This is a genomic window from Frigoribacterium sp. MCBA15_019 (genome assembly GCF_001864945.1).
Classification (GTDB): Bacteria; Actinomycetota; Actinomycetes; order Actinomycetales; family Microbacteriaceae; genus Frigoribacterium.
Window position 1 is genome coordinate 282,311 of record NZ_MJGS01000002.1, and the last position, 22,189, is coordinate 304,499.

The 22,189-nt window shown below is 72.3% G+C and carries 23 protein-coding genes, 3 tRNA genes and 1 pseudogene; 16 read left to right on the forward strand and 11 right to left on the reverse strand.

Annotated features, from left to right (window positions below; translation table 11 throughout):
- Positions 1-52: 52 nt before the first annotated feature.
- Positions 53-1,777 carry a glycoside hydrolase family 13 protein gene (locus tag BIV04_RS06270; RefSeq protein WP_083396197.1) on the reverse strand — a complete coding sequence of 575 codons (1,725 nt, stop codon included), beginning with the start codon at positions 1,775-1,777 and terminating at the stop codon, positions 53-55.
- Positions 1,778-1,907: 130 nt separating this feature from the next.
- Here BIV04_RS06270 and BIV04_RS06275 point away from each other — a divergent pair, with 130 nt between their 5' ends.
- Positions 1,908-2,852: an aldo/keto reductase gene (locus BIV04_RS06275; RefSeq protein WP_071255211.1), complete on the forward strand. Its 945-nt coding sequence runs from the start codon at positions 1,908-1,910 to the stop codon at positions 2,850-2,852.
- 20 nt (positions 2,853-2,872) lie between these two features.
- On the opposite strand, the gene BIV04_RS06280 is transcribed toward BIV04_RS06275, so the two are convergent.
- Entirely contained in the window at positions 2,873-3,439 is a 567-nt protein-coding gene (locus tag BIV04_RS06280) for a 2'-5' RNA ligase family protein (RefSeq protein WP_071255213.1), read from the reverse strand.
- Positions 3,440-3,565: 126 nt separating this feature from the next.
- Here BIV04_RS06280 and BIV04_RS06285 point away from each other — a divergent pair.
- The 5 genes from BIV04_RS06285 to BIV04_RS06305 all read left to right on the forward strand — a co-directional run bounded on the left by BIV04_RS06285 (position 3,566) and on the right by BIV04_RS06305 (position 6,910).
- Positions 3,566-3,637 (forward strand) — tRNA-Thr (locus BIV04_RS06285).
- Positions 3,638-3,689: 52 nt separating this feature from the next.
- Positions 3,690-3,763: transfer RNA gene (locus tag BIV04_RS06290), tRNA-Met, on the forward strand.
- 78 nt (positions 3,764-3,841) lie between these two features.
- Positions 3,842-4,960: a type III polyketide synthase gene (locus BIV04_RS16710; RefSeq protein WP_071255214.1), complete on the forward strand. Its 1,119-nt coding sequence runs from the start codon at positions 3,842-3,844 to the stop codon at positions 4,958-4,960.
- Positions 4,957-5,739, forward strand: a complete 783-nt coding sequence (locus tag BIV04_RS16715; protein WP_255364179.1) for a class I SAM-dependent methyltransferase — start codon at positions 4,957-4,959, stop codon at positions 5,737-5,739. Before BIV04_RS16710 ends, BIV04_RS16715 begins: the two co-directional genes overlap by 4 nt.
- A complete protein-coding gene (locus BIV04_RS06305) occupies positions 5,726-6,910 on the forward strand; it encodes an NAD(P)/FAD-dependent oxidoreductase (protein WP_143048580.1) in 1,185 nt (394 codons plus the stop codon). Before BIV04_RS16715 ends, BIV04_RS06305 begins: the two co-directional genes overlap by 14 nt.
- A gap of 76 nt (positions 6,911-6,986) precedes the next feature.
- Here BIV04_RS06305 and BIV04_RS06310 read toward each other — a convergent pair whose 3' ends face one another.
- A complete protein-coding gene (locus BIV04_RS06310; RefSeq protein ID WP_083396198.1) occupies positions 6,987-7,889 on the reverse strand; it encodes a UbiA family prenyltransferase in 903 nt (300 codons plus the stop codon).
- A gap of 366 nt (positions 7,890-8,255) precedes the next feature.
- Positions 8,256-8,471 (reverse strand): annotated as a pseudogene (locus BIV04_RS17405) (DUF3072 domain-containing protein); the annotation flags it as partial.
- 218 nt (positions 8,472-8,689) lie between these two features.
- Between BIV04_RS17405 and BIV04_RS06320 the strand changes: the two are divergent.
- The 3 genes from BIV04_RS06320 to BIV04_RS06330 are packed head-to-tail and all read left to right on the forward strand — an operon-like array spanning position 8,690 to position 10,664.
- Positions 8,690-9,148, forward strand: coding sequence for a MaoC family dehydratase N-terminal domain-containing protein (locus BIV04_RS06320; protein WP_043592955.1), 459 nt, complete (start codon positions 8,690-8,692; stop codon positions 9,146-9,148).
- Complete coding sequence (locus BIV04_RS06325; protein ID WP_071255215.1) at positions 9,145-9,576, forward strand: MaoC/PaaZ C-terminal domain-containing protein; 432 nt, start codon at positions 9,145-9,147, stop codon at positions 9,574-9,576. Before BIV04_RS06320 ends, BIV04_RS06325 begins: the two co-directional genes overlap by 4 nt.
- The gene (locus tag BIV04_RS06330; RefSeq protein ID WP_255364180.1) at positions 9,573-10,664 is read left to right on the forward strand and encodes a UDP-N-acetylmuramate dehydrogenase; all 1,092 of its coding nucleotides are present in this window, start codon (positions 9,573-9,575) and stop codon (positions 10,662-10,664) included. Before BIV04_RS06325 ends, BIV04_RS06330 begins: the two co-directional genes overlap by 4 nt.
- A 54-nt stretch (positions 10,665-10,718) precedes the next feature.
- Here the strand turns inward: BIV04_RS06330 and BIV04_RS06335 are convergent, their stop codons facing one another.
- From BIV04_RS06335 to BIV04_RS06355, 5 genes are all read right to left on the reverse strand, one after another.
- The gene (locus tag BIV04_RS06335) at positions 10,719-11,345 is read right to left on the reverse strand and encodes a response regulator transcription factor (RefSeq protein ID WP_071255343.1); all 627 of its coding nucleotides are present in this window, start codon (positions 11,343-11,345) and stop codon (positions 10,719-10,721) included.
- Between the two features lie 83 nt (positions 11,346-11,428).
- Entirely contained in the window at positions 11,429-12,646 is a 1,218-nt protein-coding gene (locus tag BIV04_RS06340) for a sensor histidine kinase (protein WP_083396201.1), read from the reverse strand.
- A 74-nt stretch (positions 12,647-12,720) separates the two neighbouring features.
- Positions 12,721-13,530: an ABC transporter permease gene (locus tag BIV04_RS06345; RefSeq protein ID WP_071255217.1), complete on the reverse strand. Its 810-nt coding sequence runs from the start codon at positions 13,528-13,530 to the stop codon at positions 12,721-12,723.
- On the reverse strand, positions 13,527-14,447 hold the full coding sequence (locus BIV04_RS06350) for an ABC transporter ATP-binding protein (RefSeq protein WP_071255218.1): 921 nt from the start codon (positions 14,445-14,447) through the stop codon (positions 13,527-13,529). Before BIV04_RS06350 ends, BIV04_RS06345 begins: the two co-directional genes overlap by 4 nt.
- 100 nt (positions 14,448-14,547) lie before the next feature.
- Positions 14,548-15,750 (reverse strand): pyridoxal phosphate-dependent aminotransferase, encoded by a 1,203-nt coding sequence (locus BIV04_RS06355; RefSeq protein WP_255364181.1) that lies wholly within the window; start codon positions 15,748-15,750, stop codon positions 14,548-14,550.
- A 232-nt stretch (positions 15,751-15,982) separates the two neighbouring features.
- Between BIV04_RS06355 and BIV04_RS06360 the strand changes: the two genes are divergently transcribed.
- The 6 genes from BIV04_RS06360 (at position 15,983) to BIV04_RS06385 (ending at position 19,602) form a co-directional block, all read left to right on the forward strand.
- A tRNA-Trp gene (locus BIV04_RS06360) sits at positions 15,983-16,055 on the forward strand.
- Positions 16,056-16,139: 84 nt separating this feature from the next.
- Complete coding sequence (gene secE / locus BIV04_RS06365) at positions 16,140-16,421, forward strand: preprotein translocase subunit SecE (protein WP_043592949.1); 282 nt, start codon at positions 16,140-16,142, stop codon at positions 16,419-16,421.
- 95 nt (positions 16,422-16,516) lie between these two features.
- On the forward strand, positions 16,517-17,611 hold the full coding sequence (gene nusG, locus BIV04_RS06370; RefSeq protein ID WP_071255219.1) for a transcription termination/antitermination protein NusG: 1,095 nt from the start codon (positions 16,517-16,519) through the stop codon (positions 17,609-17,611).
- Between the two features lie 108 nt (positions 17,612-17,719).
- Positions 17,720-18,151: a 50S ribosomal protein L11 gene (gene rplK, locus BIV04_RS06375; protein ID WP_043592945.1), complete on the forward strand. Its 432-nt coding sequence runs from the start codon at positions 17,720-17,722 to the stop codon at positions 18,149-18,151.
- 100 nt (positions 18,152-18,251) lie between these two features.
- Positions 18,252-18,941, forward strand: coding sequence for a 50S ribosomal protein L1 (gene rplA / locus BIV04_RS06380; RefSeq protein ID WP_043592944.1), 690 nt, complete (start codon positions 18,252-18,254; stop codon positions 18,939-18,941).
- Between the two features lie 124 nt (positions 18,942-19,065).
- Positions 19,066-19,602: a GNAT family N-acetyltransferase gene (locus BIV04_RS06385; protein WP_071255221.1), complete on the forward strand. Its 537-nt coding sequence runs from the start codon at positions 19,066-19,068 to the stop codon at positions 19,600-19,602.
- 43 nt (positions 19,603-19,645) lie between these two features.
- On the opposite strand, the gene BIV04_RS06390 is transcribed toward BIV04_RS06385, so the two are convergent.
- Positions 19,646-20,632 carry an NADP-dependent oxidoreductase gene (locus BIV04_RS06390; protein WP_369825292.1) on the reverse strand — a complete coding sequence of 329 codons (987 nt, stop codon included), beginning with the start codon at positions 20,630-20,632 and terminating at the stop codon, positions 19,646-19,648.
- Positions 20,633-20,758: 126 nt separating this feature from the next.
- Between BIV04_RS06390 and BIV04_RS06395 the strand changes: the two genes are divergently transcribed.
- The gene (locus BIV04_RS06395) at positions 20,759-21,400 is read left to right on the forward strand and encodes a Pr6Pr family membrane protein (protein WP_071255349.1); all 642 of its coding nucleotides are present in this window, start codon (positions 20,759-20,761) and stop codon (positions 21,398-21,400) included.
- On the opposite strand, the gene BIV04_RS06400 is transcribed toward BIV04_RS06395, so the two are convergent.
- Complete coding sequence (locus tag BIV04_RS06400) at positions 21,382-22,116, reverse strand: YqaJ viral recombinase family protein (protein WP_235451041.1); 735 nt, start codon at positions 22,114-22,116, stop codon at positions 21,382-21,384. The genes BIV04_RS06395 and BIV04_RS06400 overlap by 19 nt on opposite strands.
- Positions 22,117-22,189: the final 73 nt, after the last annotated feature.

Here is a 22,189-nt window from a genome sequence, read left to right on the forward strand (position 1 = left end):
CACGAGAAGAGCCCCACCTGGTGCCAGGCGGGGCTCTTCCGTCGTCTCGTGCCTACGACGTGGTCGCGAGCCACACCGTCGCGTTGGGCGGCAGGGCCGGCCCGTCGACGACCATGGTGGCCAGCAGGACCTCGGCCACGGGCAACTCGACGGGGACGTCGCCCATGTTGGTCACGACGGTGACGCCCTGGCTGCGGAACGCGACCACGTCGGGCCCGAAGCCGTCGAGCCAGGTCAGCGTGCCCGCACCGAGCTCGTGGTCGGCCCGGAGGCGCAGTGCCCGCGTGTAGAGCTCGAGCGTGGAGCCGGCCACGCCCCGCTGCTCGTCGCGGGCGTACGTCGACCAGTCGGCGGGCTGGGGCAACCAGGAGGCGCCGGTCGCGTTGAAGCCGAAGGCCGGCTCGGTCGCGGACCACGGCAGCGGCACGCGGCAGCCGTCCCGGCCGTAGCGCTCCCCGTCGGTGCGGAACCACGTGGGGTCTTGTCGGGACTCGTCGGGCAGGTCGATCGCCTCGGGCAGGCCGAGCTCTTCGCCCTGGTAGACGTAGGCGCTGCCGGGGAGGGCCAGCATGAGCGCCGACGCGGCTCTGGCCCTGGCCAGCCCGAGCTCGGGGACGGGAAGCCCCTCGCTCTTCGGTCCGATGCCGTACCCCTGCGGGTTCTCGGCCGTGAGGGCGAGCCGGCTGGCGTGCCGGACGACGTCGTGGTTGCTCAGCACCCAGGTGCTCGGGGCCCCGACGCTCGAGAAGGTCTGGATCGACGCGTCGACGACCTGACGGACGGCCGGGGCCGACCACCCGGTCTCGAGGTAGGCGAAGTTGAAGGCCTGGTGCATCTCGTCGGGGCGCACCCAGTCGGCGAGACGCGAGAGCGGTTCGACCCAGGCCTCGGCGACCAGCACCCGATCGCCCGGGTACTCGGCGAGGACCGTGTTCCACTCACGGTAGATCTCGTGCACGCCCTCCTGGCCCCAGTACGGCGGGGGAGCGGAATCGCCCTGACCGCCGCCCATGCTGCCGGAGTCGGCGGGAGGCGTGTAGTCGGGCAGGCCCTCGGCCTTGACCATGCCGTGCGCGACGTCGACCCGGAATCCGTCGACGCCGCGGTCGAGCCAGAATCGCAGGACGTCGACGAACTCGTCGCGCACGCGGCGGTTCGTCCAGTCGAGGTCGGGTTGTGACGAGTCGAACAGGTGCAGGTACCACTGACCCGGTCGGCCGTCGGCCTCGGTCACGCGGGACCAGGCCGGGCCGCCGAAGATCGACTGCCAGTTGTTCGGCGGCAGGTCGCCGTCGGGGCCGCGGCCGTCACGGAACAGGTAGCGGCCGCGGGCGGTCGAACCCGGCGCCGACGCGAGGGCCTCGCGGAACCACGCGTGGTCGCTCGAGGTGTGGTTCGGCACGACGTCGACGATGACGCGCAGGCCCAGCTCGGTGGCCCGGGCGCGGAGGGCGTCGAAGTCGTCCAGGGTGCCGAACAGCGGGTCGACGTCGCGGTAGTCGGCCACGTCGTAGCCCGCGTCGCGCTGGGGCGAGGTGTAGAACGGCGACAGCCAGACGGCGTCGACGCCGAGCTCGCCGAGGGCGTCGAGGCGTGACGTGATGCCGGGGAGGTCGCCGACGCCGTCGCCGTCGCCGTCGGCGAACGACCGCGGATAGACCTGGTAGATGACGGCGGTTCGCCACCATTCTCCGCCCTGGTCGGCGGTCGTCGAGGTGCCCTCGAGCGGGGCGGTCGGGGTCAGCGTGTCGGTCTCGGCCGGTTCTCGTGTGGACATGCGGCCACGATACGGCAGGCCCCCCACGCGGCATCGGCTACGGTCGTGGTCAGAGCACCCGGGGCGCGAGCTCCGGGGCACGAGCACCTGCGACACGATTGGCACGATCCTGAACCCTGCGACCGACCTCGTGACGGCCGACCTGCCCGCCGGCACCCGGCCGTTCCCGCTCGCGCTCGGGACCAACGTCTTCGGCTGGACGGTCGGCGCCCCCACGGCCCTCGAGGTGCTCGACCTCTTCGCCGACGACGGCGGTCGCGTCGTCGACACGGCCGACGTCTACTCGGCGTGGCTGCCCGGCAACTCCGGGGGCGAGTCCGAGGCGATCATCGGTCGCTGGCTCGCCCGACCGGGCAACCGCGACCGGGTCGTGCTGAGCACGAAGTGCGGGCAGCACCCCGACGCCCCCGGCCTGTCGCGCGCCAGCATCCGCGCGGCGGTCGAGGCGTCGCTGCGCCGTCTGCGCACCGACCACGTCGACTTCTACTTCACGCACTTCGACGACGACGAGACGCCGCTCGACGAGACCGTGGGCGCGCTCAGCGAGCTCGTCGACGAGGGCAAGATCCTCTGCGCCGGGGCGTCCAACTACACCGGTGCGCGCCTCCGTCAGGCCCTCGCGATCGCCGACCGCGACGGGCTGCACCCGTTCCGGTTGGTCCAGGTCGCGTACAACCTGGTGCGTCGCGGAGAGTACGAGAGCGACGTCGCGGCGATCGTCGACCACTACGACCTCGCCGTCCTGCCGCACTCGTCCCTGGCGAGCGGGTTCCTGACGGGCAAATACCGTCACGAGGTCGGTCGCGGGGACTCCCCCCGGGGCAGCCGGGCCCTCAGCTACATCACCCCGCAGAACCAGGGCACCCTCGAGGTCGTCGTCGAGATCGCCGAGCGGCTCGACGTCCAACCGGGGGCCGTCGCCGTGGCCTGGCTGGCGTCACGCGACAACGTCATCGGCGCACTCGGCAGCGCCCGCACCCCCCGGCAGCTCGAGGGCCTGCTCGACGCCGCCCGGGTCGAACTGACCGAGGGCGATCTGGCGTCACTCGAGGCCGTCTCGCGTCCGCTCGACTGACGTTCGTCCGACCCACGGTCTCAGCGGCCGGCGCCGTCCGGCGCGCCCGTGCTCCCGGTGACGGGCCCCAACGGCACGATCGTCCCCGTGCTCGGGTCCCAGCGCCTCAACCGCGACAACACGACCGTCCGGGTCGACGGGGCGTCGGCGTCCGCGAGGGCGTCGACGGCACGGGCCACCTGGTCGGGCGTCAGGCGCGACGCGAGCGTGACGTGGGGGGTCCACCGACCGGGGGTGGTGTGCGGGACGTCCCCCGCGCCTCCCAGGCTCTCGTGCACCCGGGCGTGGAGGTCCAGCAGGTCGCCGGTCACGACCACCGGCCTCACCAGCACGAGTCCGCGCGGAGGCGTGCCGAAGAGCAGCAGCCCGCCGAGTTCGGCCGGCAGCGGCAGCGCCGCCGACAGGGGCAGGAGGCGCGGGTCGGCTGCCGGGTCGATGCCGGGTCGTGCCACCAGGGTGACGTGCGGCGCGTTCGACGTCCCCGCGTGGTCGCCCTGCGACGGCAGACCCGCCGCGGACAACACGCGCCATTCGTCACGGACGGCCTCGTCGGAGGCCGGGTCGAGCAGGAGTTCGAGGCTGTGCACCCGTCGATCCTGCCCCGGACGCGCCTCGCCGGGCCGGGGCGGCACGTGGCGTCAGCACCCCGTTCGCTCTGCTACCCTTGTCTGGTGCCAATCGGCAGCGGCCTGGGTCGCTCGCCTGGTGGTCACGCCCCGATAGCTCAGTGGTAGAGCACTTCCATGGTAAGGAAGGGGTCGTCAGTTCAATCCTGACTCGGGGCTCTGGCTGTCTCGGTCCCGTCCCGGTGTGATGCCGGCAGGGCCCGCAGCTTGCGGCGGGGTAGCTCAGTTGGTTAGAGCACACGGCTCATAATCGTGGTGTCGCGGGTTCAAGTCCCGCCCTCGCTACCGCAGGCCCGGATCTCTCACGAGTTCGGGCCTTCGTCGTCGGTCCGCTGCGCCCAGGCGCCGGGCCTACGATGAAGCATGGCCGTGAGCATCCGCAGCATCGGCACCGCGGTGCCGCCGACCATCATCCGACAAGACGACGTCCGCGAGATCTTCGCCACCCAGCCCGGCCTCGGCCGCCTCGGGCAGCGCATCGTCGGCGCCGCGTTCGGCGCCTCGGCCATCGAGACCCGGCACACCGTCGTCGACGAGCTCGACCGGCGACCGCGCGAGGGAGAGCCGACGTTCTACGACGCCGCGTCGAACGAGATCCTCCGCCCCGGCACGGGCGCGCGCAACCAGGTCTACGTGGACCGGTCGCCCGAGCTCTTCCTCGACGCCGCTCGGGCCGCCCTCGCGGGGGCGCCCGACCTCGGTGCCGACGACGTCACGCATGTGATCAGCGTCTCGTGCACCGGCTTCTTCGCGCCCGGCCCCGACTACCTGCTCGTGCGGGGCCTCGGGCTGTCGCCGTCGACCCGACGCCACCACCTGGGCTTCATGGGCTGCTACGGCGCCTTCCCGGCCCTCGCCGCGGCACGGGACTTCTGCCTCGCCGATCCGGAGGCGGTCGTGCTCGTCGTCTGCGCCGAACTCTGCACGCTGCACCTGCGCAGTTCCGACGACCCCGACTCGATCGTCGCCTCGTCCGTGTTCGCCGACGGCGCGGCCGCCGCGGTGGTGACCGCCCGACCGGCGCCGTCGGGGTCCGTCGTGCTCGACCTCGACGTGCTCGAGACGGTGCTCACCCCGGTCGGCGAGACCGACATGGCGTGGACCATCGGCGACCTGGGCTTCGACATGGTCCTCAGCAGCTACGTGCCGCAGATCATCGAGCTGCACATCGACTCGGCCCTCGCGCCGCTCTTCGAGGCCGGAGGCGTCGGCGTCGGCGAAGTCGACCTCTGGGCCGTCCATCCGGGCGGGCGCAGCATCCTCGACCGGGTGCAGCAGCAGCTCGGGCTGACGGACGACCACCTGGCGCCCTCGCGCGACGTCCTGCGCGACTACGGCAACATGTCCAGCGCGACCGTCCTGTTCATCCTCGCCGAGCTGCTGGCCGGGCCCGCCGCCCCGTCGCAGCGCGTGGGAGCCATGGCGTTCGGCCCCGGGCTGACCGTCGAGACCGCGCTGATGACGCGACGCACGGTCTCGTGAGCGCGACCCGCACCTCCTCGGCTCCGTCGATCGCGGTGCGGCCGCCCTGGTGGCCCGACCTCTCGCGACGCGGCGTCGAGCTCGTCGAGCTGATGGACGACCCGGGCTGCGACCTCGGGCTGCTCGACGCCACCTACCGAGCCTTCCCCGTCGTGAACGGTCTCGTCGCGGGATGGCGTCGGGTGTACCTCCGCCGCCTGCGGCCGGTGTTGTCCTCCGAGAAGGTGACGCGGCTGCTCGACCTCGGGTCCGGCGGCGGCGACCTGGCCCGTGCCCTGGCCGGCTGGGCCCGCCGCGACGGCCTCGCTCTCGAGGTCGTGGCCGTCGACCCCGACGACCGAGCCCACGCCTTCGCCGTGTCTCGCCCCGTCCCGGCCGGGGTCGAGTTCCGGCGGGCGTCGAGCACCGAGCTCGTCGCAGCGGGCGAGACCTTCGACGTGGTCGTCTCGAACCACGTGCTGCACCACCTCGACGACGACGCCCGGGCGGCCGTGCTCGACGACAGCGTCCGTCTGGCCACCCGTCTCGTGTTGCACGCCGACATCGAGCGGGCCCGCGGGGCGTACCTCGCCTACCGGGCCACGACCTGGCCGTGGCGGAGGCGGTCGTTCGTCCACGTCGACGGACTGCTGTCCATCCGGCGCAGCTTCACCCCCGGCGAGTTGGTCGACGTGGCTCCCCGCGGCTGGCGCGTCGTCCGGCAGTGGCCCTACCGTCTGATGCTCGTCCGCGAGACCGGCGCCGACGCCCCCGGAGGTGCCGACCGTGCGGACGCATGACGTCCTGATCGTCGGTGGCGGACCCGTCGGGGTGATGCTCGCCGTCGCACTGGCGGATCGCGGCCTCGACGCCGTCGTCTGGGAGGCACGGGTCGACGACCCGGCGCACTCTCGCGCCCTCGGCGTGCATCCGCCCTCGATCGACCTGTTCGACCGGCTCGGCCTCGCGGACGAGCTGCTCGCCGGCGCCGTCCGCATCCGCAAGGGGATCGCGCGGAGCGGCACCCGGACGGTGGGCGTCGTGCCGTTCGACCGGGCGTCGTCCCGGTGGCCGTTCGTCGCCGCCGTGCCGCAGGACCGCACCGAGGCCGTGCTGCGGAGGGGGCTCGCCGCGCGCCGGGACGACGCCTTGCGCCGGGGCGTGCGGTTCGTCGGGCTCGAGCAACGCGACGAGGACGTCGTCGTCCGGGGGGTCGACGACGAGGGCCCGGTGGTCGTCGCCGCCCGGTTCGTCGTCGGGGCCGACGGCACGCGCAGCGCCGTCCGCGCCGCCCTGGGCGTCGACACCAGGGCCCGGGACCTGCCCGACCGCTACGTCATGGGCGATTTCGCCGACACGACCGGCCACGGCCCCGACGCGGTGATCCACCTCGAGCGCACCGGGGTCGTCGAGTCGTTCCCGTTGCCCGCGGGTCGGCGACGGTTCGTGGTCCACGCCGGGTCGGTGCACGGGTCGACCGCCTCGGCGCACGGGCCAGCCGCCTCGGTCACCGCGGACGACGTCGCGCGGCTGGTGTCGGATCGCACCGGTTCGCCCGTCGACCCGACGACCTCGACCATGACGAGCGCGTTCGGCGTCCGCCGCCGGCTGGCCATCCGGACGGTCGTCGGCCGCGTCGTGCTGATCGGTGACGCGGCCCACGAGATCAGCCCCATCGGCGGCCAGGGCATGAACCTCGGCTGGCTCGACGGAGACGCGCTCGAGACCGTGATCGCCGCGGCGGTGAAGCGGAGGGGAGGGCGGCTGCTCGAGCCGACGACGTTCGCGCGCTTCGAGGGCGGCCGCGCCCGCGCCGCCGTCCGCGCCGCCCGTCAGGCCGAGTGGAACACCGCCCTCGGTCGACCCGTCGGCGGGGGCACGGCGCGGGCCCGCGACCTGGCGCTCGGGGCCGTGCTGCGGGCCCCGAGCAGGTACGTCCTCGCGTCGGTCTACGCGATGCGCTGGGCCTGACGCGTCCGGGCCCTGCCCACCCCTGCCGCTGCCCTGCCCACCCCTGCCGTTGCCTGTCCGCCGCGGCGCGTGGGTCTCAGGCGACGATCGTGCCGCCGCTGAGGGCGAGCTGCACCACGAGCAGCACGGCCGCGACCATGATCAGCCGGAAGAGGGTCCGGTCGACGTGTCCCGCGAGCACGAGGCGCACGCCGACGACGGCGATGCCGAGGGTCACGACGGTGCCGACCACCGCAGCCGTGAGGCCCGGCGTCGACGAGTCGCCGCCCAGCTGGCCCGAGAGCAGCAGGACGGCCGCGACGGCCAGGGCCGCGAAGGCGGTGATTCCCGACACCGTGCGTCCGAGGCGGTGCGGCAGCCCCGCGATGCCGGTGCGCGCGTCGTCGTCGAGATCGGGCAGCACGTTGGTGAAGTGGATCGCGACACCGAAGACGGCTCCGACGGCCACGGCCCAGGCGGCGGGCGGCGCGGGCGGGGCCGCGGCGAGGGTGGCGACGGCGGGCAGCAGGCCGAAGCTGACGACGAACGGCACCACCGAGACCGGTGTGCGTTTCAGCCCGAGGTCGTACGCCCACCCCGAGGCCACGAGCACGAGGTGCGCCGTGCCGGCGGCCGGCCCCAACGCGTACGACGGCACGAGCATCAGGACTCCGCAGACCACCGCGGCGGTGCGGACGGCCGACACGCTCACGCGGCCCTGGGCGACCGGCTTGTCGGTGCGCCCCACGGCGCGGTCGCGTCCGGCGTCGAGCCAGTCGTTGGCGAAGCCGATCGAGGCCTGACCCAGCAGCACCGCGAGGGCGAGCACCACGAGACGACCGAGGGGCAGCCCCGAGGAGGCGCCCAGCACGACCGCGAGGAGGGTCACCACGAGCGTCGGCCCCGGGTGCGTCGACCCCAGCAGGGCGGCGGTCCACGAGGCCGGTCCGTCGCGGCGTCCGGAGCCGACGGCGGAGACCGGGGGCTCGGGGGAGGTCATCCGCTCACCCTAGACGGGCGGAGCCCGTCGGCCCCGGACACGGTCGGACCCGGACTCGGCCCCGGCCCCGGCCCCGGCCCCGGACCCGGACCCGGTCTCGGTCTCGGACGACCATGGTCGGACCCGGGCGGCAGGTCCGACGACGCGAAGAGGTGCACCCGAGTCGGGGGAGGACTCGGATGCACCCCGTCGCACCCTCGGCGCTCGAGGTGCAGGTGGATCAGTACCGGCACGCGCCAGAGGAGGGTGCCCACGTCGAGTTACCATCCCAGACGTGACTGGAGTGTACGACTGCGCGGGGAGGATCGGAAGAGGCCCGGGACCGTCTTTCGTGCAACGGCCCGGGCCTCGGCGGACGGTGGGGCGTCAGGCCCCCCGGCCGGTCTTCTGCTGGAGGCGGTCGATGTGCTCGCTGGCCTCGGCCTTGGTCATGTCCGCGGGCAGCTCTTCGCCGGCCTCGCGGGCGAGGGTGTCGAGGTAGCTCTTCTGCGGGCCGGTGATGGGCTCGTCGCCGGTGACCCAGTCGTCGGGGTCTTTCGAGGCGGTGCTGCCGGCGTCGGGGCGGGCCCCGCCGAGGGTCTCGCCGTGTGCGGGGTTCGAGTTCTCTTCGCGGGCCGTGGCGGCCTGGTCGGTCTGCTCGGTGCTCGTCGTGTCGGTGGTCGTCGTCTCGTCGGACTCGGCCGCTGCCGGGTCGACGGGGGTGATGTCGGGGTCGATGTTCGCGTCGCTCATGCCGTGACCGTACGCCGTGCCCCCGACACCGGGCCGGGCGTCGTACCCCGCTGGTTAGACTCGACCGCGTGTCCGTGAACCCTGATCTGCAAGGGCGGGTCTTCCCGCCGGCCCCGCCCTACCTCGTGGGCCGCGAGAAGGTGCGCGAGTTCGCCCGCGCCACCGGCTCGACGAGCCCCCTGTCGCTCGACGTCGAGGCGGCCCGCGCGGCCGGCCACGGCGACCTCGTCGCCCCGCCGACCTTCGCCGTCGTCGTGCAAGAGGCCACCCTCGCCCAGTTGCTCGCCGAACCCGACGCCGGCATCGACTTCTCCCGCGTCGTCCACGGCGAGCAGCGATTCTCGCTCTCGCGTCCGATCGTCGCGGGCGACGAGCTCACGGCGACCCTGACCGTCACGAGCGTCAAGACGCTGGGCGGCAACGCGATGGTCACGGCGTCCTCCGACATGCGCGACGTCGAGGGGCGACACGTCGTCACCGCGGTGTCGACGCTCGTCGTCCGCGCCGACGACGAGGCCGCCGCATGAGCGCCCTCGAGGTCGGCCAGGTCGTGGCCGAGAAGACCTACCCCCTGACGCGCGACTCGCTGGTGCGGTACGCCGGGGCGTCGGGCGACTTCAACCCGATCCACTACCGCGACGACGTGGCGGCCGAGGTCGGTCTGCCCGGCGTCCTGGCCCACGGCATGCTCACGATGGGCACCGCCGTCCAGCCGGTCGTCGAATGGCTCGAGGGCGCGGGCGACGACGCCGGCGTGCTCGGCTGGGTGTCGGACTACCAGGTGCGCTTCACGCGTCCCGTCGTGGTCGACCCGACCGCCGGGGCCGAGATCGTCGTCGTCGCGAAGGTGGGCAAGCTCGACGACGAGGCCGGCACGGCGCGCATCGACCTGACCGTCAACTCCGGCGGCCAGACGGTGCTGGGCAAGGCCCAGGTCGTGGTGACGCTGGCGTGACGACCTTCGCCGAGCTCACGACGATGCAGGTGGGCGGCGAGCCCGCCCGCCTCGTCGAGGCGACGACGACCGACGAGCTCCTGGCGGCCGTCCGTGAGGCGTCGCTCGGCGACGACCCCTGGTTCGTCCTGGGCGGCGGCTCGAACACGGTCGCCTCCGACGAACCGTTCGACGGCACGGTCGTCCGCGTGGCCACGCGCGGTGTCGAGCGCGTCGACTCCGACGACGACCGCGTCCACCTGCGCGTCGCCGCCGGCGAGCCCTGGGACGACCTCGTCGCGTACACGGTCGAGCAGGGCTGGTCGGGGCTCGAGGCGCTGAGCGGCATCCCCGGCTCGACGGGCGCCTCGCCGATCCAGAACATCGGTGCCTACGGCCAAGAGGTCGCCTCGACGCTCGTGGCCGTCGACTTCCTCGACGACGACTCCGGTGAGTTCGTCCGCATCCCCGCGGCCAACCTCGACCTCGGCTATCGCACGAGCGTCTTCAAGCAGGGCCGCCGGGGCGTCGTCACGGCGGTCGAGTTCGCCCTGACGGACCACGGAGGCGCGAGCGAGCAGGTCGCGTACCCGCAGCTCGCGAAGGCCCTCGGCGTCGAACTCGGGGCCCGGGTCTCAGTGGCCGACGTACGGTCGAGCGTGCTGGCCCTGCGGGCCGCCAAGGGCATGGTGCTCGACCCCGACGACCGTGACACCGCGTCCAGCGGCTCGTTCTTCACGAACCCGATCGTGTCGCGGGCCGACGCGTCGACCCTGCCCGCCGACGCACCGCGGTGGCCGACCGGCCCCGAACCCGAGCGTCGGGTCGTGCCGCTCGGCGAGGAGCCGGCGGCCCCGGCACCCCGGGCGCCCGCCGAGGTCAAGCTCAGCGCGGCCTGGCTGATCGAGCACGCCGGCATCGCTAAGGGTTTCCGACTGCCCGGCTCTCGAGCCGCCGTCTCGTCCAAGCACACCCTGGCCCTGACCAACCGTGGCGGTGCCACGGGCGACGAGGTCGCCGAGCTCGCCCGCTACGTGCAACAGCGCGTCCAGTCCGAGTTCGGCGTGCTGCTGCACCCCGAGCCCGTGCTCCTCGGCCTGTCGCTCTAGGCACGAGGCCGCGCGCGGCAGGTCGACCAGGCGCCACGTCGGCCGCGCGTCCCGTCAGCCGCGCGGCAGGTGGCCGAGCTCGAGGGCCAGCGTGACGGCGCGCGTCCGGTCGTTGACGCCGAGCTTCTCGAACACGTGCAGCAGGTGCGTCTTGACCGTCGCCTCGCCGACGAAGAGCCGACGTCCGATCTCGCGGTTCGAGCACCCCTCGGCCACGAGGGCGAGCACCTCGGTCTCGCGAGGACTCAGCGGACTCACGCGCGTCGCGGGCTCACCGCCGGTGCGCGCCCGGCCGACGAGCCGGGCCGCCATCGCGGGGGCGAGGGCCACCTGCCCCGCGGCCACGGCTCGGAGACCCGCCACCAGCTCGTCCTCGGGTGAGGCTTTGAGCAGGTAACCGCTCGCTCCCACCTCGATCGCCCGCAGGATGCTGTCGTCGGACTCGTAGGTGGTGAGCACGACGACGCGGGTGGACGGGCGTCGCGCCAGGACGGCCTCGGTCGCCTCGACCCCGTCGAGGCCCGGCATGCGGAGGTCCATCACGATCAGGTCGGGCTCGAGCGACTCGGCCAGGGCGACGGCCTCGTGGCCGTCGCTCGCCTGCCCGACCACGACGAAGTCGTCCGTCGTCGCGAGGAGCGCGGCGATGCCCTGCCGCACGATCGGGTGGTCGTCCGCCACGAGGGTGCGGTGGACGAGCGGCTCTGTCGGGGAGGTCCCGTCGACGGCCGGTGTCGCGCCGTCGTGCGCGGGCCCGGCGGCGGTCACGGTGTCGTCACCGCCGCCCGGGGCACCTGCGCGGTGACGATCGTGCCGTCGCCACCGGACGAGATGTCGAGCCGGCCGCCCGAGAGGTGGAGCCGCTCGCGCAGACCGTCGAGCCCGAAACCGGTCGAGGCGACCGTCGGGTCGAACCCGCGGCCGTCGTCGGCGACGACCAGCGCCACCGTCCCGGCCGTGGCCGTGAGCGTGACCCGCGCGGCGGTCGAGGCACTGTGCTTGCGGACGTTGGCCAGCGCCTCCTGGGTGCAGCGCACCAGCACGACCTGCAGGTCGCGGGGCAGCTCGACCTCGGCGGCGTCGACCGTCACGTCGATGCCGCTCTCGCGCTCGAACCGCTGGCCGAGGCGCCGCAGGGCCGCCGCGACGTCCGTGCCGGCCGGGCCGGAGGACGCGGTCGCCGCGACGAGGGTGCGGGCCTCGGTGAGGGCCTCGCGGGCGGCGGTCTCGATCACGTCGAGCCGTTCGCGGGTCGTCGTCAGGTCGCCGGCCGCGAGGGCGCCCCGGGTCTGTTGGGCGAGCATGACGACCCCGGTCAGGCTCTGCGCGATCGTGTCGTGGATCTCGCGCGCCAGCCGTTCGCGTTCGGCGCTCGTGCCGGCGTCACGGTGGCGGGCGGCGAGTTCGGCCTGCGCCTCGCGCAGCTCGTCGAGCAGGCGGCCGCGCTCGGCCCCGACGCGGGCGATCGTGGTGATCCACAGCCCGAGCGCGATGCTGAACACCAGCGAGAGGCCCTCGCTGGTGGCGGCCGTCGCGAGCGCCTCGGCCGACCAGCCGAGGCTGACGACGAACCCGACCGAGACGGCGACGCACAGGCAGACGTTGGCGACGATCGCGGACCGGGTGCCGGGCAGCAGGGTCCAGATCAGCGGCATGAGGAAGGCCTGCACGACCGCGAGCTCAGGGGTGGCGGCGACGGCGAGGCCACCCACGGCCACGATGGCGGCCACCGCCGCGACGGCCGGGAGCGACAGGAGGTCGTCGTCGCGACGGACTACGGGCCGGGCGAGGACGAACCACACGAGCGCCAGCAGGCCGACGGCGACGAACGACGCCGTCACCCGTCCGCTCGACGAGGCCGTGGCGAGCACGACCATCACGACGACGGTGACCGCCAGGCCGGCGTCCCACCAGCGCATCGAGATCGCGGTGCCCGACCGGGCGGATACCCCGGTCTCGGCCCGGTCGCCGGTGTCGTCCATGTCGCTCACGCTAGCGGCAGGCGCCGGTCGTCGGGACCGAGGCCGGTCGGCGGGGATCGGTGCCCGTCCACGGGTCACGTGTCCTTCCTGATCCAGCGGAAGGTCAGCAGTGAGGCGACGGCGCCGGCGACGAGCCAGACCGCCAGCCAGAGGGCGACGCCGGGCAGGTCCCACGAGCCGCCGGTCTCGGCGGCCGAGAACGTGTCGGGCAGGAACACGCTGCGCATGCCCTGCGCCAGCCATTTCAGCGGGAAGACCGAGGCAACCGACTGCAGCCAGTCGGGCAGCTGGGTGAACGGCAGGTAGACACCCGAGATGAACTGCAGCACCAGCGTGATCGGGACGATCACGGCCGTGGCGCTCTTGCCGCTGCGGGGCACGCGCGAGAGGGCGATGCCGACCAGTGCAGAGGTCGCGATGCCGAGCAGGTAGACCCAGGCGAGCGTCAGCCACGACCCGGCGTCGGTCGGCAACGGCACGCCGAAGACCACGCGCGCGACCAGCACGAGCAACGCCACCTGGAGCAGGCTCGTGACGAGCACCTGACCGAACTTGCCCACGAAGTACGACCCGACCGGCAGGGGAGTCCCCGAGAGCCGCTTCAGGGTGCCGTCGCCGCGCTCGAGGGCGATGTCGACGGCGAGGTTCTGCACGCCCGAGAGCAGGATGCCGGCCGCGATCATGCCCGGAAGGTAGAACGCGGCGGCCCCCACCTCGGAGCCGTCCGGCCGGGTGCCGAACGATCCCGACGCGCTGAAGGCCGTCGAGAAGATCGCGAGCATCACCACCGGGAACAGGAACGTGAAGAAGACGGTGTCACCGGCCCGGAAGTACCCCCGGACCTCGTACCGGGTGCGGCTCAGGCCGAGCGCGAGGGTCCTCACGAGATCACCCCGGACGAGGAGGCGCGGTGCCCGTCCCCGGCCCCGGTCGCGTCCGGGATCCCGTCCGCGGCCCGCTCGGCGGTCGCGACCAGCCCGAGGTACACGTCCTCCAGCGACGGCCGGATCACCTCGAGCGAGCGGGGTTCGCCTCCACGGGCGTGCAGGTCGGCGACCAGGGCGCCCGGTTCGGTGGTGCGGACGTCGTGTCGTCCGTGCTCGTCGACCCAGGTGACGTGAGGCGTGCGCGCCTCCTCGTCCCCGAGCTCGTCGGGTCGCCCCTGGGCGACGAGCCGGCCCTGGGCGATCACCGCGACGCGGTCGCTCAACTGGGCCGCCTCGTCGAGGTAGTGCGTGGTGAGGACGATGCTCGTGCCGTCGTCCGACAGCGACCGGATCAGCTGCCAGAACTGTCGCCGGGCCTCGGGGTCGAAGCCCGTGGTCGGCTCGTCGAGGAAGAGCAGCTCGGGACCGCCCACGACACCCAGCGCCACGTCGACGCGGCGCCGCTGCCCACCGGACAACGACCGGATGCGGGCGCCCGCCTTCGCCTCGAGGCCGACCGCCGAGATGACCTCGTCGACGTCGCGCGGGTTCGGGTAGAAACCCGCGAAGTGGGCGATCTGCTCGCGCACCGTGGCCGTCCCCTGTTCGCCGGACGTCTGCAGAACGATGCCCAGGCGTGCCTTCCAGTCGAGACCACCGTGCTGCGGGTCGGCGCCCAGGACCGACACGTCGCCGCCGGACCGGTCGCGGTAGCCCTCGAGGATCTCGATGGTGGTCGACTTGCCGGCACCGTTGGGGCCGAGCAGGCCGAGGGTCTCGCCTGCGGCCACCTCGAACGAGAGGCCGTGCAGGGCGGTGGCGGTGCCGTAGGTCTTGGTGAGCTCGTGCACTCGCACGACGGGATCGGGGGTCATGGCTCCAGCGTGCGCCGTGGCGGCCCCGCGCACCAGGCCCGACCGGTCGAGGCCGGGTCCACCGATCGGTGGACCCGGCCTCGGGGTGGTGCGGGAGGGGTCAGGCGAACAGGCGCTGCAGGCGACGGACACCCTCGAGAAGCTCGTCGTCGCCGAGCGCGTACGACAGGCGGAGGTATCCGCTGGGGCCGAAGGCCTCGCCGGGCACGGTGGCGACGTCGGCCTGTTCGAGGATGAGGTCGGCCAGCTCGAGCGACGTGGTGGGCGTCACTCCGCCCCACTCGCGACTGAGCAGGCCCTGCACGTCGGGGTAGACGTAGAAGGCGCCCTCGGGAGTCGGGGTGACGACGCCGTCGATCCGGTTGAGCTCGCGCACGATCGTGCCGCGGCGGGCGTCGAAGGCGACGCGCATGGCCTCGACCTCGTCCTGTGGGCCGGTGAGCGCCGCCAGGGCCGCGCGCTGCGACACGTTCGAGACGTTCGAGGTGAGGTGCGACTGGAGGTTCGCGGCACCCTTGATCACGTCGGTCGGGCCGATCATCCAGCCGACCCGCCACCCGGTCATGGCGTAGGTCTTGGCGACGCCGTTGACGAGGATCGCCTGGTCGGCCAGTTCGGGCACGGCCTCGGTGATCGAGGTGGCCGTCACGCCGTCGTAGGTGAGGTTCTGGTAGATCTCGTCGGTGATCACCCAGACGCCGGCCTCGAGGGCCCATCGACCGATCGCCTCGACCTCCTCGGGCGAGTAGACCGCGCCGGTCGGGTTCGACGGCGAGCAGAACAGCAACACCTTGGTGCGCTCGGTGCGGGCGGCCTCGAGCTGGTCGACGGTGACCTTGTAGCCCTGGTCGGCACCGGCGAAGACCTCGACGGTCACGCCGCCGGCCAGGGCGACGGCCTCGGGGTAGGTCGTCCAGTAGGGCGCGGGCAGGAGGGCCTCGTCGCCGTCGTCGAGCAGCGCCTGGAAGGCCTGGTAGACGGCCTGCTTGCCACCGTTCGTGACGATCACCTGCGACGTCGACACCGTGGTGCCGCTGTCGCGGAGGGTCTTCTCGACGATCGCCTCGCGCAGCTCGAGCAGGCCGGCCGCCGCCGAGTAGCGGTGGTTGCGTGGGTCGCGGGCGGCGACGACGGCCGCCTCGACGATGTGGTCGGGTGTGGGGAAGTTGGGCTCGCCCGGGCCATAGCTGATGATCGGTCGGCCCTGGGCCAGCAGGGACTTGGCCTTCGCGTCGACGGCCAACGTGGCGGATTCGGCGATCGACGAGATACGGGACGAGAGACGGCGCACGGTCGGGGTCACGCGGGTCAGCCTAGCGGGGGCGCCACCGGCCGGACAGGGCCGGTCCGGGCAGGGGCGCCGGGTGCGGCACGGCCCGGCTTTGCACGCGCCCGCCGCTTCGCCTACACTTGACGAGGCGATCGAATGCGCCAAGCTTCAGCGCGCCTCTGCAGTCCGGTTCACCAACAGCCGGCTACGAGAGGCAGGGCCTCCGGGTCCGGCCGAGAGGTCATCTGAACGGCGTCGATCCCATAGGGCGGTGGCTCAATTGGTAGAGCAGCGGTCTCCAAAACCGCAGGTTGCAGGTTCGAGTCCTGTCCGCCCTGCAGCCCGGCTGTGTTCTTCATGACACGGTGATCACACACAGATACGGACACAGGCCCTCGGGCCGAGCTCGGAAGGTCGGAACAGTGGCGAGAAAAGACGTTGACGTCCCCAGTGAAGACGTCGTCGAGAAGGCGAAGAGCGACGGTGCGACGCGCCGCAGCCCCTTCGCCCGCATCGCGTTGTTCATCCGCCAGGTGATCGCCGAGCTCAAGAAGGTCGTCACCCCGACCCGCAAAGAGCTGCTGAGCTACACCGGCGTCGTGCTGGTCTTCGTGGTCATCATGATGGCCCTCGTCTCCCTGCTCGACCTGGTCTTCGGCACCGGCGTCGGCTACGTCTTCGGCAACGGCCCCACCGGCAGCTGACACGCCACCCACCGGCCGACTCCCCGAGCACCACGTGAGCGGGTCCCGTGCCACCGAGCACGTGCACCCGACAACCCCGATCGAAAGAAGAACCCTTGCCTGACAACGAGCGCGACGACATCGACCTCGCCACCGCTGCCGAGCAGTCCTCCGAGGTCGAAGAGGCCCAGGAGGGCGGCACGCTGGCCGCCGACGAGGACGCCGTCGAGCCCGCCGAGTCCGAGGCCCTCTCGGTCGTCGACGAGGGTGACGCCGGTTCGACCGACACGAGCGACCTCGACGGTCTGCTCGACACGCTGGCCGAAGCGCGCGACCCCGAGGCCGACGCGATCGTCGACGACGCCCTCGACATCGACGACGCCTTCGAGGCCGAGGCCGCCGTCGAGGCGACCGACGACGAGGCCGACTCCGAGGCCGAGCAGGCCGCCGACGAAGGCGACGCCCCTGCCGCGAACGCCGTCATCGCCGAGGCCGAGCAGTCCGTCCAGGACGCCGACGCCGAGATCGCCCACGACGACGTCGACGTCGACGTGTCCGCCACCGAGGTCGAGGACGACGAGCCCGCCGAGGTCGACCCCTACGAGGCCTTCCGCTACGAGCTGCGCGGCAAGCCCGGCAAGTGGTACGTCATCCACTCGTACGCCGGCTTCGAGCGTCGAGTGAAGCAGAACATCGAGAACCGCATGGTCTCGATGACCATGGAGGACTACATCTACCAGGTAGAGGTCCCGATGGAAGACGTGGTCGAGATCAAGAACGGGCAGCGCAAGCTCGTCACCCGCGTCCGCATCCCCGGCTACGTGCTCGTGCGTCTCGACCTCAACGAGGACAGCTGGTCCGTCGTCCGGCACACCCCCGGCGTCACCGGCTTCGTGGGCAACGCCCACAACCCGACGCCGCTGCGTTTCGAAGAGGCCTTCAACATGCTGAAGAGCCTCGTCCAGGTCGACACGACCCCGGCCCCCGCCAAGGGCGGTGCCAAGGGCGGCAAGCAGGCCCAGCGGGTCATCCCCGCCGAGGTCGACTTCGAGATCGGCGAGACGATCACGATCAAAGAGGGGTCGTTCGCCGGACTTCCCGGTACGATCAACGAGATCAAGCCCGAGAGCGGCAAGCTCACCGTGCTGGTCTCGCTGTTCGAGCGCGAGACGCCGGTCGAGCTCAGCTTCGACCAGGTCACGAAGCTCTAGCAGCACACACCCCCCAGGTTTTCAGATCACCGGAGTCCGCGCCGCGGGCCACCGGGAGAGCAGGCCGCGACCGCGATCGGCTCGAACCCCACAAGAAGGAAAAGAACAATGGCACCGAAAAAGAAGGTCACGGGTCTGATCAAGCTTCAGATCAACGCCGGCGCCGCGAACCCCGCCCCGCCCATCGGCCCGGCCCTGGGTCAGCACGGCGTGAACATCATGGAGTTCTGCAAGGCGTACAACGCGGCGACCGAGTCGCAGCGCGGCAACGTCGTCCCCGTCGAGATCACGGTCTACGAAGACCGCTCGTTCACGTTCATCCTGAAGACCCCGCCCGCCGCCGAGCTCATCAAGAAGGCTGCCGGCGTCGCCAAGGGTTCGGGTACCCCGCACACCACCAAGGTCGGCAAGCTGACCATGGACCAGGTGCGCGAGATCGCCACGACCAAGCAGGCCGACCTGAACGCCAACGACATCGACGCCGCGGCGAAGATCATCGCCGGCACCGCCCGCTCCATGGGCATCACGGTCGACGCCTAAGCAGCACCCCTCCGTGCAGGCGACCCGCCTGCACGACCCTGACATCAGTGGGAGAGCCGGCCAGGCTCGCAACCACGTCCCCAGTACGAAGAGGTCCAACATGGCTCAGAAGTCCAAGGCGTACCGCGCCGCTGCCGAGAAGATCGAGGCAGGCAAGTTCTACAGCACCAGCGAGGCCGTCGCCGTCGCTCGCGAGACCGGCTCGAAGAAGTTCGACTCGACCGTCGAGGTCGCGTTGAAGCTCGGCGTCGACCCCCGCAAGGCCGACCAGATGGTGCGTGGCACCGTCATTCTGCCGCACGGCACGGGCAAGACCGCCCGCGTCATCGTCTTCGCGACGGGTGCTGCCGCCGAGGCCGCCATCGCGGCCGGAGCCGACGAGGTCGGTGGCGACGAGCTCATCGAGAAGGTCGCCGGCGGCTACACGTCGTTCGACTCGGCCGTCTCGACCCCCGAGCTCATGGGCAAGGTCGGTCGTCTCGGCAAGGTGCTCGGCCCCCGTGGCCTCATGCCCAACCCGAAGACCGGCACCGTGACCCCCAACGTCGCGCAGGCCGTGAACGACATCAAGGGCGGAAAGATCGAGTTCCGTGTCGACAAGCACAGCAACGTGCACTTCGTCATCGGCAAGGCCGGCTTCTCGGAAGAGCAGCTGAACACCAACCTCGACGCCGCCCTCGAAGAGGTCGTCCGTCTGAAGCCGTCCTCGTCCAAGGGCCGCTACATCACCAAGGGCACGCTGTCGACGACCTTCGGTCCCGGCATCCCCCTCGACATCAACGTCTTCTAAGTCCACCCGACCTCGAAGACCTCGCGTCGACCGAAGGCCGTCCCACTCTCGAGTGGGGCGGCCTTCGTCGTCGTCACCCGGTCGGTGGTCGGGTGAGGAGGCGCGGGTGCGGCACCATGGGCAGATGACCGTCACCGTGCGCCCCGCCCTTCCGACCGACGCCGCCCTGCTCGCCGAGGTCGCCGCGGTCACCTTCCCGCTCGCGTGCCCGCCCGGGTCGGACCTCGCCGACATCGCCCGGGTCGTCACCACCGTGCTGTCGGAGGAGGCCTTCACGAGGTACCTCGCCGACGACACCCGCATCGTCCTGCTGGCCGTGGACCCCACGGCCCAGGGCGCCCTCGGCTACAGCATGATGGTCGCGGGCGATCCGGACGACGCCGACGTCGCGGCGGCCGTCTCGTCCCGACCGACCGTCGAGCTGAGCAAGTTCTACGTCATGCCCCAGGGCCACGGCACCGGTGCGGCCTCGACCCTGATGGCCGCGACCCTCGAGGTAGCCCGCGCGACCGGCGCCTCCTCGGTGTGGCTCGGCGTCAACCAGCAGAACGAGCGTGCGCTGCGCTTCTACGCCAAGCACGGCCTCGTGGGGGTCGGGACGAAGACCTTCGCCCTCGGCGACGACCTGCAGCAGGACTTCGTCCTCGAGCGTCGGATCTAGGCGCACCCACGCCGGTCGACGGCGTCCCCGTCCGGTGGCCGGGTCAGGCGGCTTCGGTGTCGTCGGCGACGCGCAGCACGAGCTTGCCGCGGGTGTGCGACCGTTCGAGGCGCGTGTGGGCGTCGCGGGCGTCGGCCAGGTCGTAGACCTCGTCGACGTAGACCCGGACGTCACCCGAGTCGAGCAGTCGCGAGATGACCGCGAGCGTCGCCCCGTCGGGGGAGACGGCGAACCCGGTCGACCGGATGCCGGCCTGCGCGGCCTTCTCCGTGAAGGCGGCGCCCGAGGCGAGCGGCGCGTGGACGGCCAGTCCTCCGGGGCGGAGCAACCTCAGCGACCGATCGGCCTCGACGTCGTCGTCGACCAAATTGATCACGACGTCGACCTGGCGGACGCTCCGGTCGACGTCGGCCGCGCCGTAGTCGACGACCTCGGCGGCGCCGAGCTCGCGCAGCCAGGCCGAGTTGCCCTGCGAGCCGGTCGCGACGACGTGCGCGCCGAAGTACGAGGCGAACTGCACGGCGAAGTGCCCCACTCCGCCCGCGCCGGCGTTGATCAGCAGGCGCTGGCCCTCGTGGGCCTTGGCGACGTCCACGACCATCCCCCAGGCCGTGAGCGCCGCGAGGGGGACCGCGGCGGCCTCGAGGTGCGACAGGGCCGCGGGCTTCCGGGCCACCGAGAGCGATGGGACGCTGATGTACTCGGCGTAGCTGCCGCCCGAGCGGGGGCAGGGGGCCATGCCGTAGACGGCGTCGCCCGGACTGAGCGGATGGGCGGCGTACGGCGTCTCGACGACGACGCCGCTGAAGTCGTGGCCCAGCACGGCCGGGAACGCCGGGATGGCGTCGCTGTCGCCGCGACCGGCCCGGGTCTCGAGGTCGAAACGGTTGACGCCGGCGGCGACGACGCGCACGAGCACCTCGGCGTTGACCCGTCGTGGGTAGGGCACGTCGGCGGCCACGAGCTGCTCGGGACCCCCGGTCCGCTCGATCACCATCGCACGCATCGTCGTGTGCATCGTCGTGTCCATCGGCAGCCCCTGTCGGCTCGTGCGCGCCGTGGCTCGGGCGCGGTGGTGACGCCAGTCAACGGGACGGATGAGTCACCCGTGTTTCGCGGGTGTCACCGACCGGGAAACGATGGGTACGGTGTGGTCATGAGAGCATCGGTCGCCGTCCTGCGCGTCGCGGCTGCGGTCGCGGTCCTCGTCGCCGTCGTCGCGCAGTGGGAGAACAGCCTGCGCGACCCGGGGTACCGGTTCGTCGACTTCTTCGGGTACTTCACGATCCAGAGCAACCTGATCGTGCTGGTCGCCCTGCTGGTCGGCGCGTTCACGGTCCTGCGTCGCGCGACGCCGCCGCGATGGACGGTCGCGCTGCGGGCCGGCGCCACCACCTACATCGCGCTGACCGGGCTGGTCTTCAACCTTCTGCTGGCCGGGTTGCCCTCGGACGACCCCTACACGCTGGGGTGGGCGAGCGACGTCTTCCACCGGGTGATCCCGCTCTACGTGGTGCTCGACTGGGTCGTCTTCGCCGACCGCGACCGTCAGCCGTGGCGGCGGGTGTGGCAGTTCCTGGCGTTCCCGCTGGTCTGGGTGGTCGTCGTGCTGGCTCGTGGCGCCGACTTCGTGCCGTATCCGTTCCTCGACGTGGAGACCCTCGGCGGGGGTGTCGTGGCCCTCTGGTGTGCGGGCATCGCCGTCTCGGTCACGGTAATCGGGGCGCTCGTCGTGGCGGCGTCACGGCTGCGCCTGCTCGACCCGGATCGGCCCGTGCCTCAGCGCAGCGGGTCGTAGGGCGGGGGCTCGTAGGCCTCGTAGGCGTCGGGCGGCGGCGGCGCCGAAGCCCGGCCGCCCGGGGCGAAGGGGTCGACCGGCGCCTGCCGGGCGAGCGTGTCGAGCACCTGGTCCGCGAGGGCCACGAGGCGGTGGATCTCGTCCTCGTCGCGCTCGACCCAGCGGCACTGCGGGTCGCCGTGCACGGGCACGAAGTCGGTGTGCTGCTCCCACACCACGAGGGTGCGCTCGGCGCCCAGCACGTACTGCTGCCACGCGACCTGACGCAGGTACGAGCGGGGGATCGACGACCAGGCCTTCTTCGTCGTCTTGATCTCGCAGAGCTCGACGGTGCCGTCGGTGCGGACGGTCACGCCGTCGGGGGTGGCCAGGTGACGACGCTGACCCGCGGCGTGGAAGAGCTTCTGGCTGGACTCGATGCCGTGTCGCTGCAGCACCCACCGGGCGATCTCGGGCTCACGCGCCCGCCCGTGGTCGGTGTAGGCGTTGCCGCCGAAGCCGTTGCCGTAGAGCTTGTCGAGCACGACGGCCTGCACGGCCCGCGGGCTCGAGAGCCGGGCGACGTCGGTGGCCGTGATGCCCTGGCTGCGGGCCCGGAGCCACGCGATGCGGTCCGACGAGTCGGCCAGCACGCGCGTCAGGTGCGCAGGAGGCGCGGCGGGGGTCTCGGGCTCGTCGTCGTCCCACAGGGCGAGCATGGGTTGGACGACGGTCATGGTGACCATTGTCCCTCGCGACGGGCGTGGGGACGACACCCGCGCCTCCTCGTGTCGTGGACCAGGAGGCGCA

Bases quoted from the DNA above. Each gene is read 5' to 3' on its own strand.
- BIV04_RS06390 (WP_369825292.1), bottom strand. From the start codon at position 20,632: ATGGACACGACGATGCACACGACGATGCGTGCGATGGTGATCGAGCGG.
- BIV04_RS06400 (WP_235451041.1), bottom strand. From the start codon at position 22,116: ATGACCGTCGTCCAACCCATGCTCGCCCTGTGGGACGACGACGAGCCC.
- rplA (WP_043592944.1), top strand. From the start codon at position 18,252: ATGGCTCAGAAGTCCAAGGCGTACCGCGCCGCTGCCGAGAAGATCGAG.
- BIV04_RS06395 (WP_071255349.1), top strand. From the start codon at position 20,759: ATGAGAGCATCGGTCGCCGTCCTGCGCGTCGCGGCTGCGGTCGCGGTC.
- BIV04_RS06340 (WP_083396201.1), bottom strand. From the start codon at position 12,646: ATGGACGACACCGGCGACCGGGCCGAGACCGGGGTATCCGCCCGGTCG.
- BIV04_RS06325 (WP_071255215.1), top strand. From the start codon at position 9,145: ATGAGCGCCCTCGAGGTCGGCCAGGTCGTGGCCGAGAAGACCTACCCC.
- rplK (WP_043592945.1), top strand. From the start codon at position 17,720: ATGGCACCGAAAAAGAAGGTCACGGGTCTGATCAAGCTTCAGATCAAC.
- BIV04_RS06270 (WP_083396197.1), bottom strand. From the start codon at position 1,777: ATGTCCACACGAGAACCGGCCGAGACCGACACGCTGACCCCGACCGCC.
- BIV04_RS06350 (WP_071255218.1), bottom strand. From the start codon at position 14,447: ATGACCCCCGATCCCGTCGTGCGAGTGCACGAGCTCACCAAGACCTAC.
- BIV04_RS06310 (WP_083396198.1), bottom strand. From the start codon at position 7,889: ATGACCTCCCCCGAGCCCCCGGTCTCCGCCGTCGGCTCCGGACGCCGC.
- BIV04_RS06385 (WP_071255221.1), top strand. From the start codon at position 19,066: ATGACCGTCACCGTGCGCCCCGCCCTTCCGACCGACGCCGCCCTGCTC.
- BIV04_RS16710 (WP_071255214.1), top strand. From the start codon at position 3,842: ATGGCCGTGAGCATCCGCAGCATCGGCACCGCGGTGCCGCCGACCATC.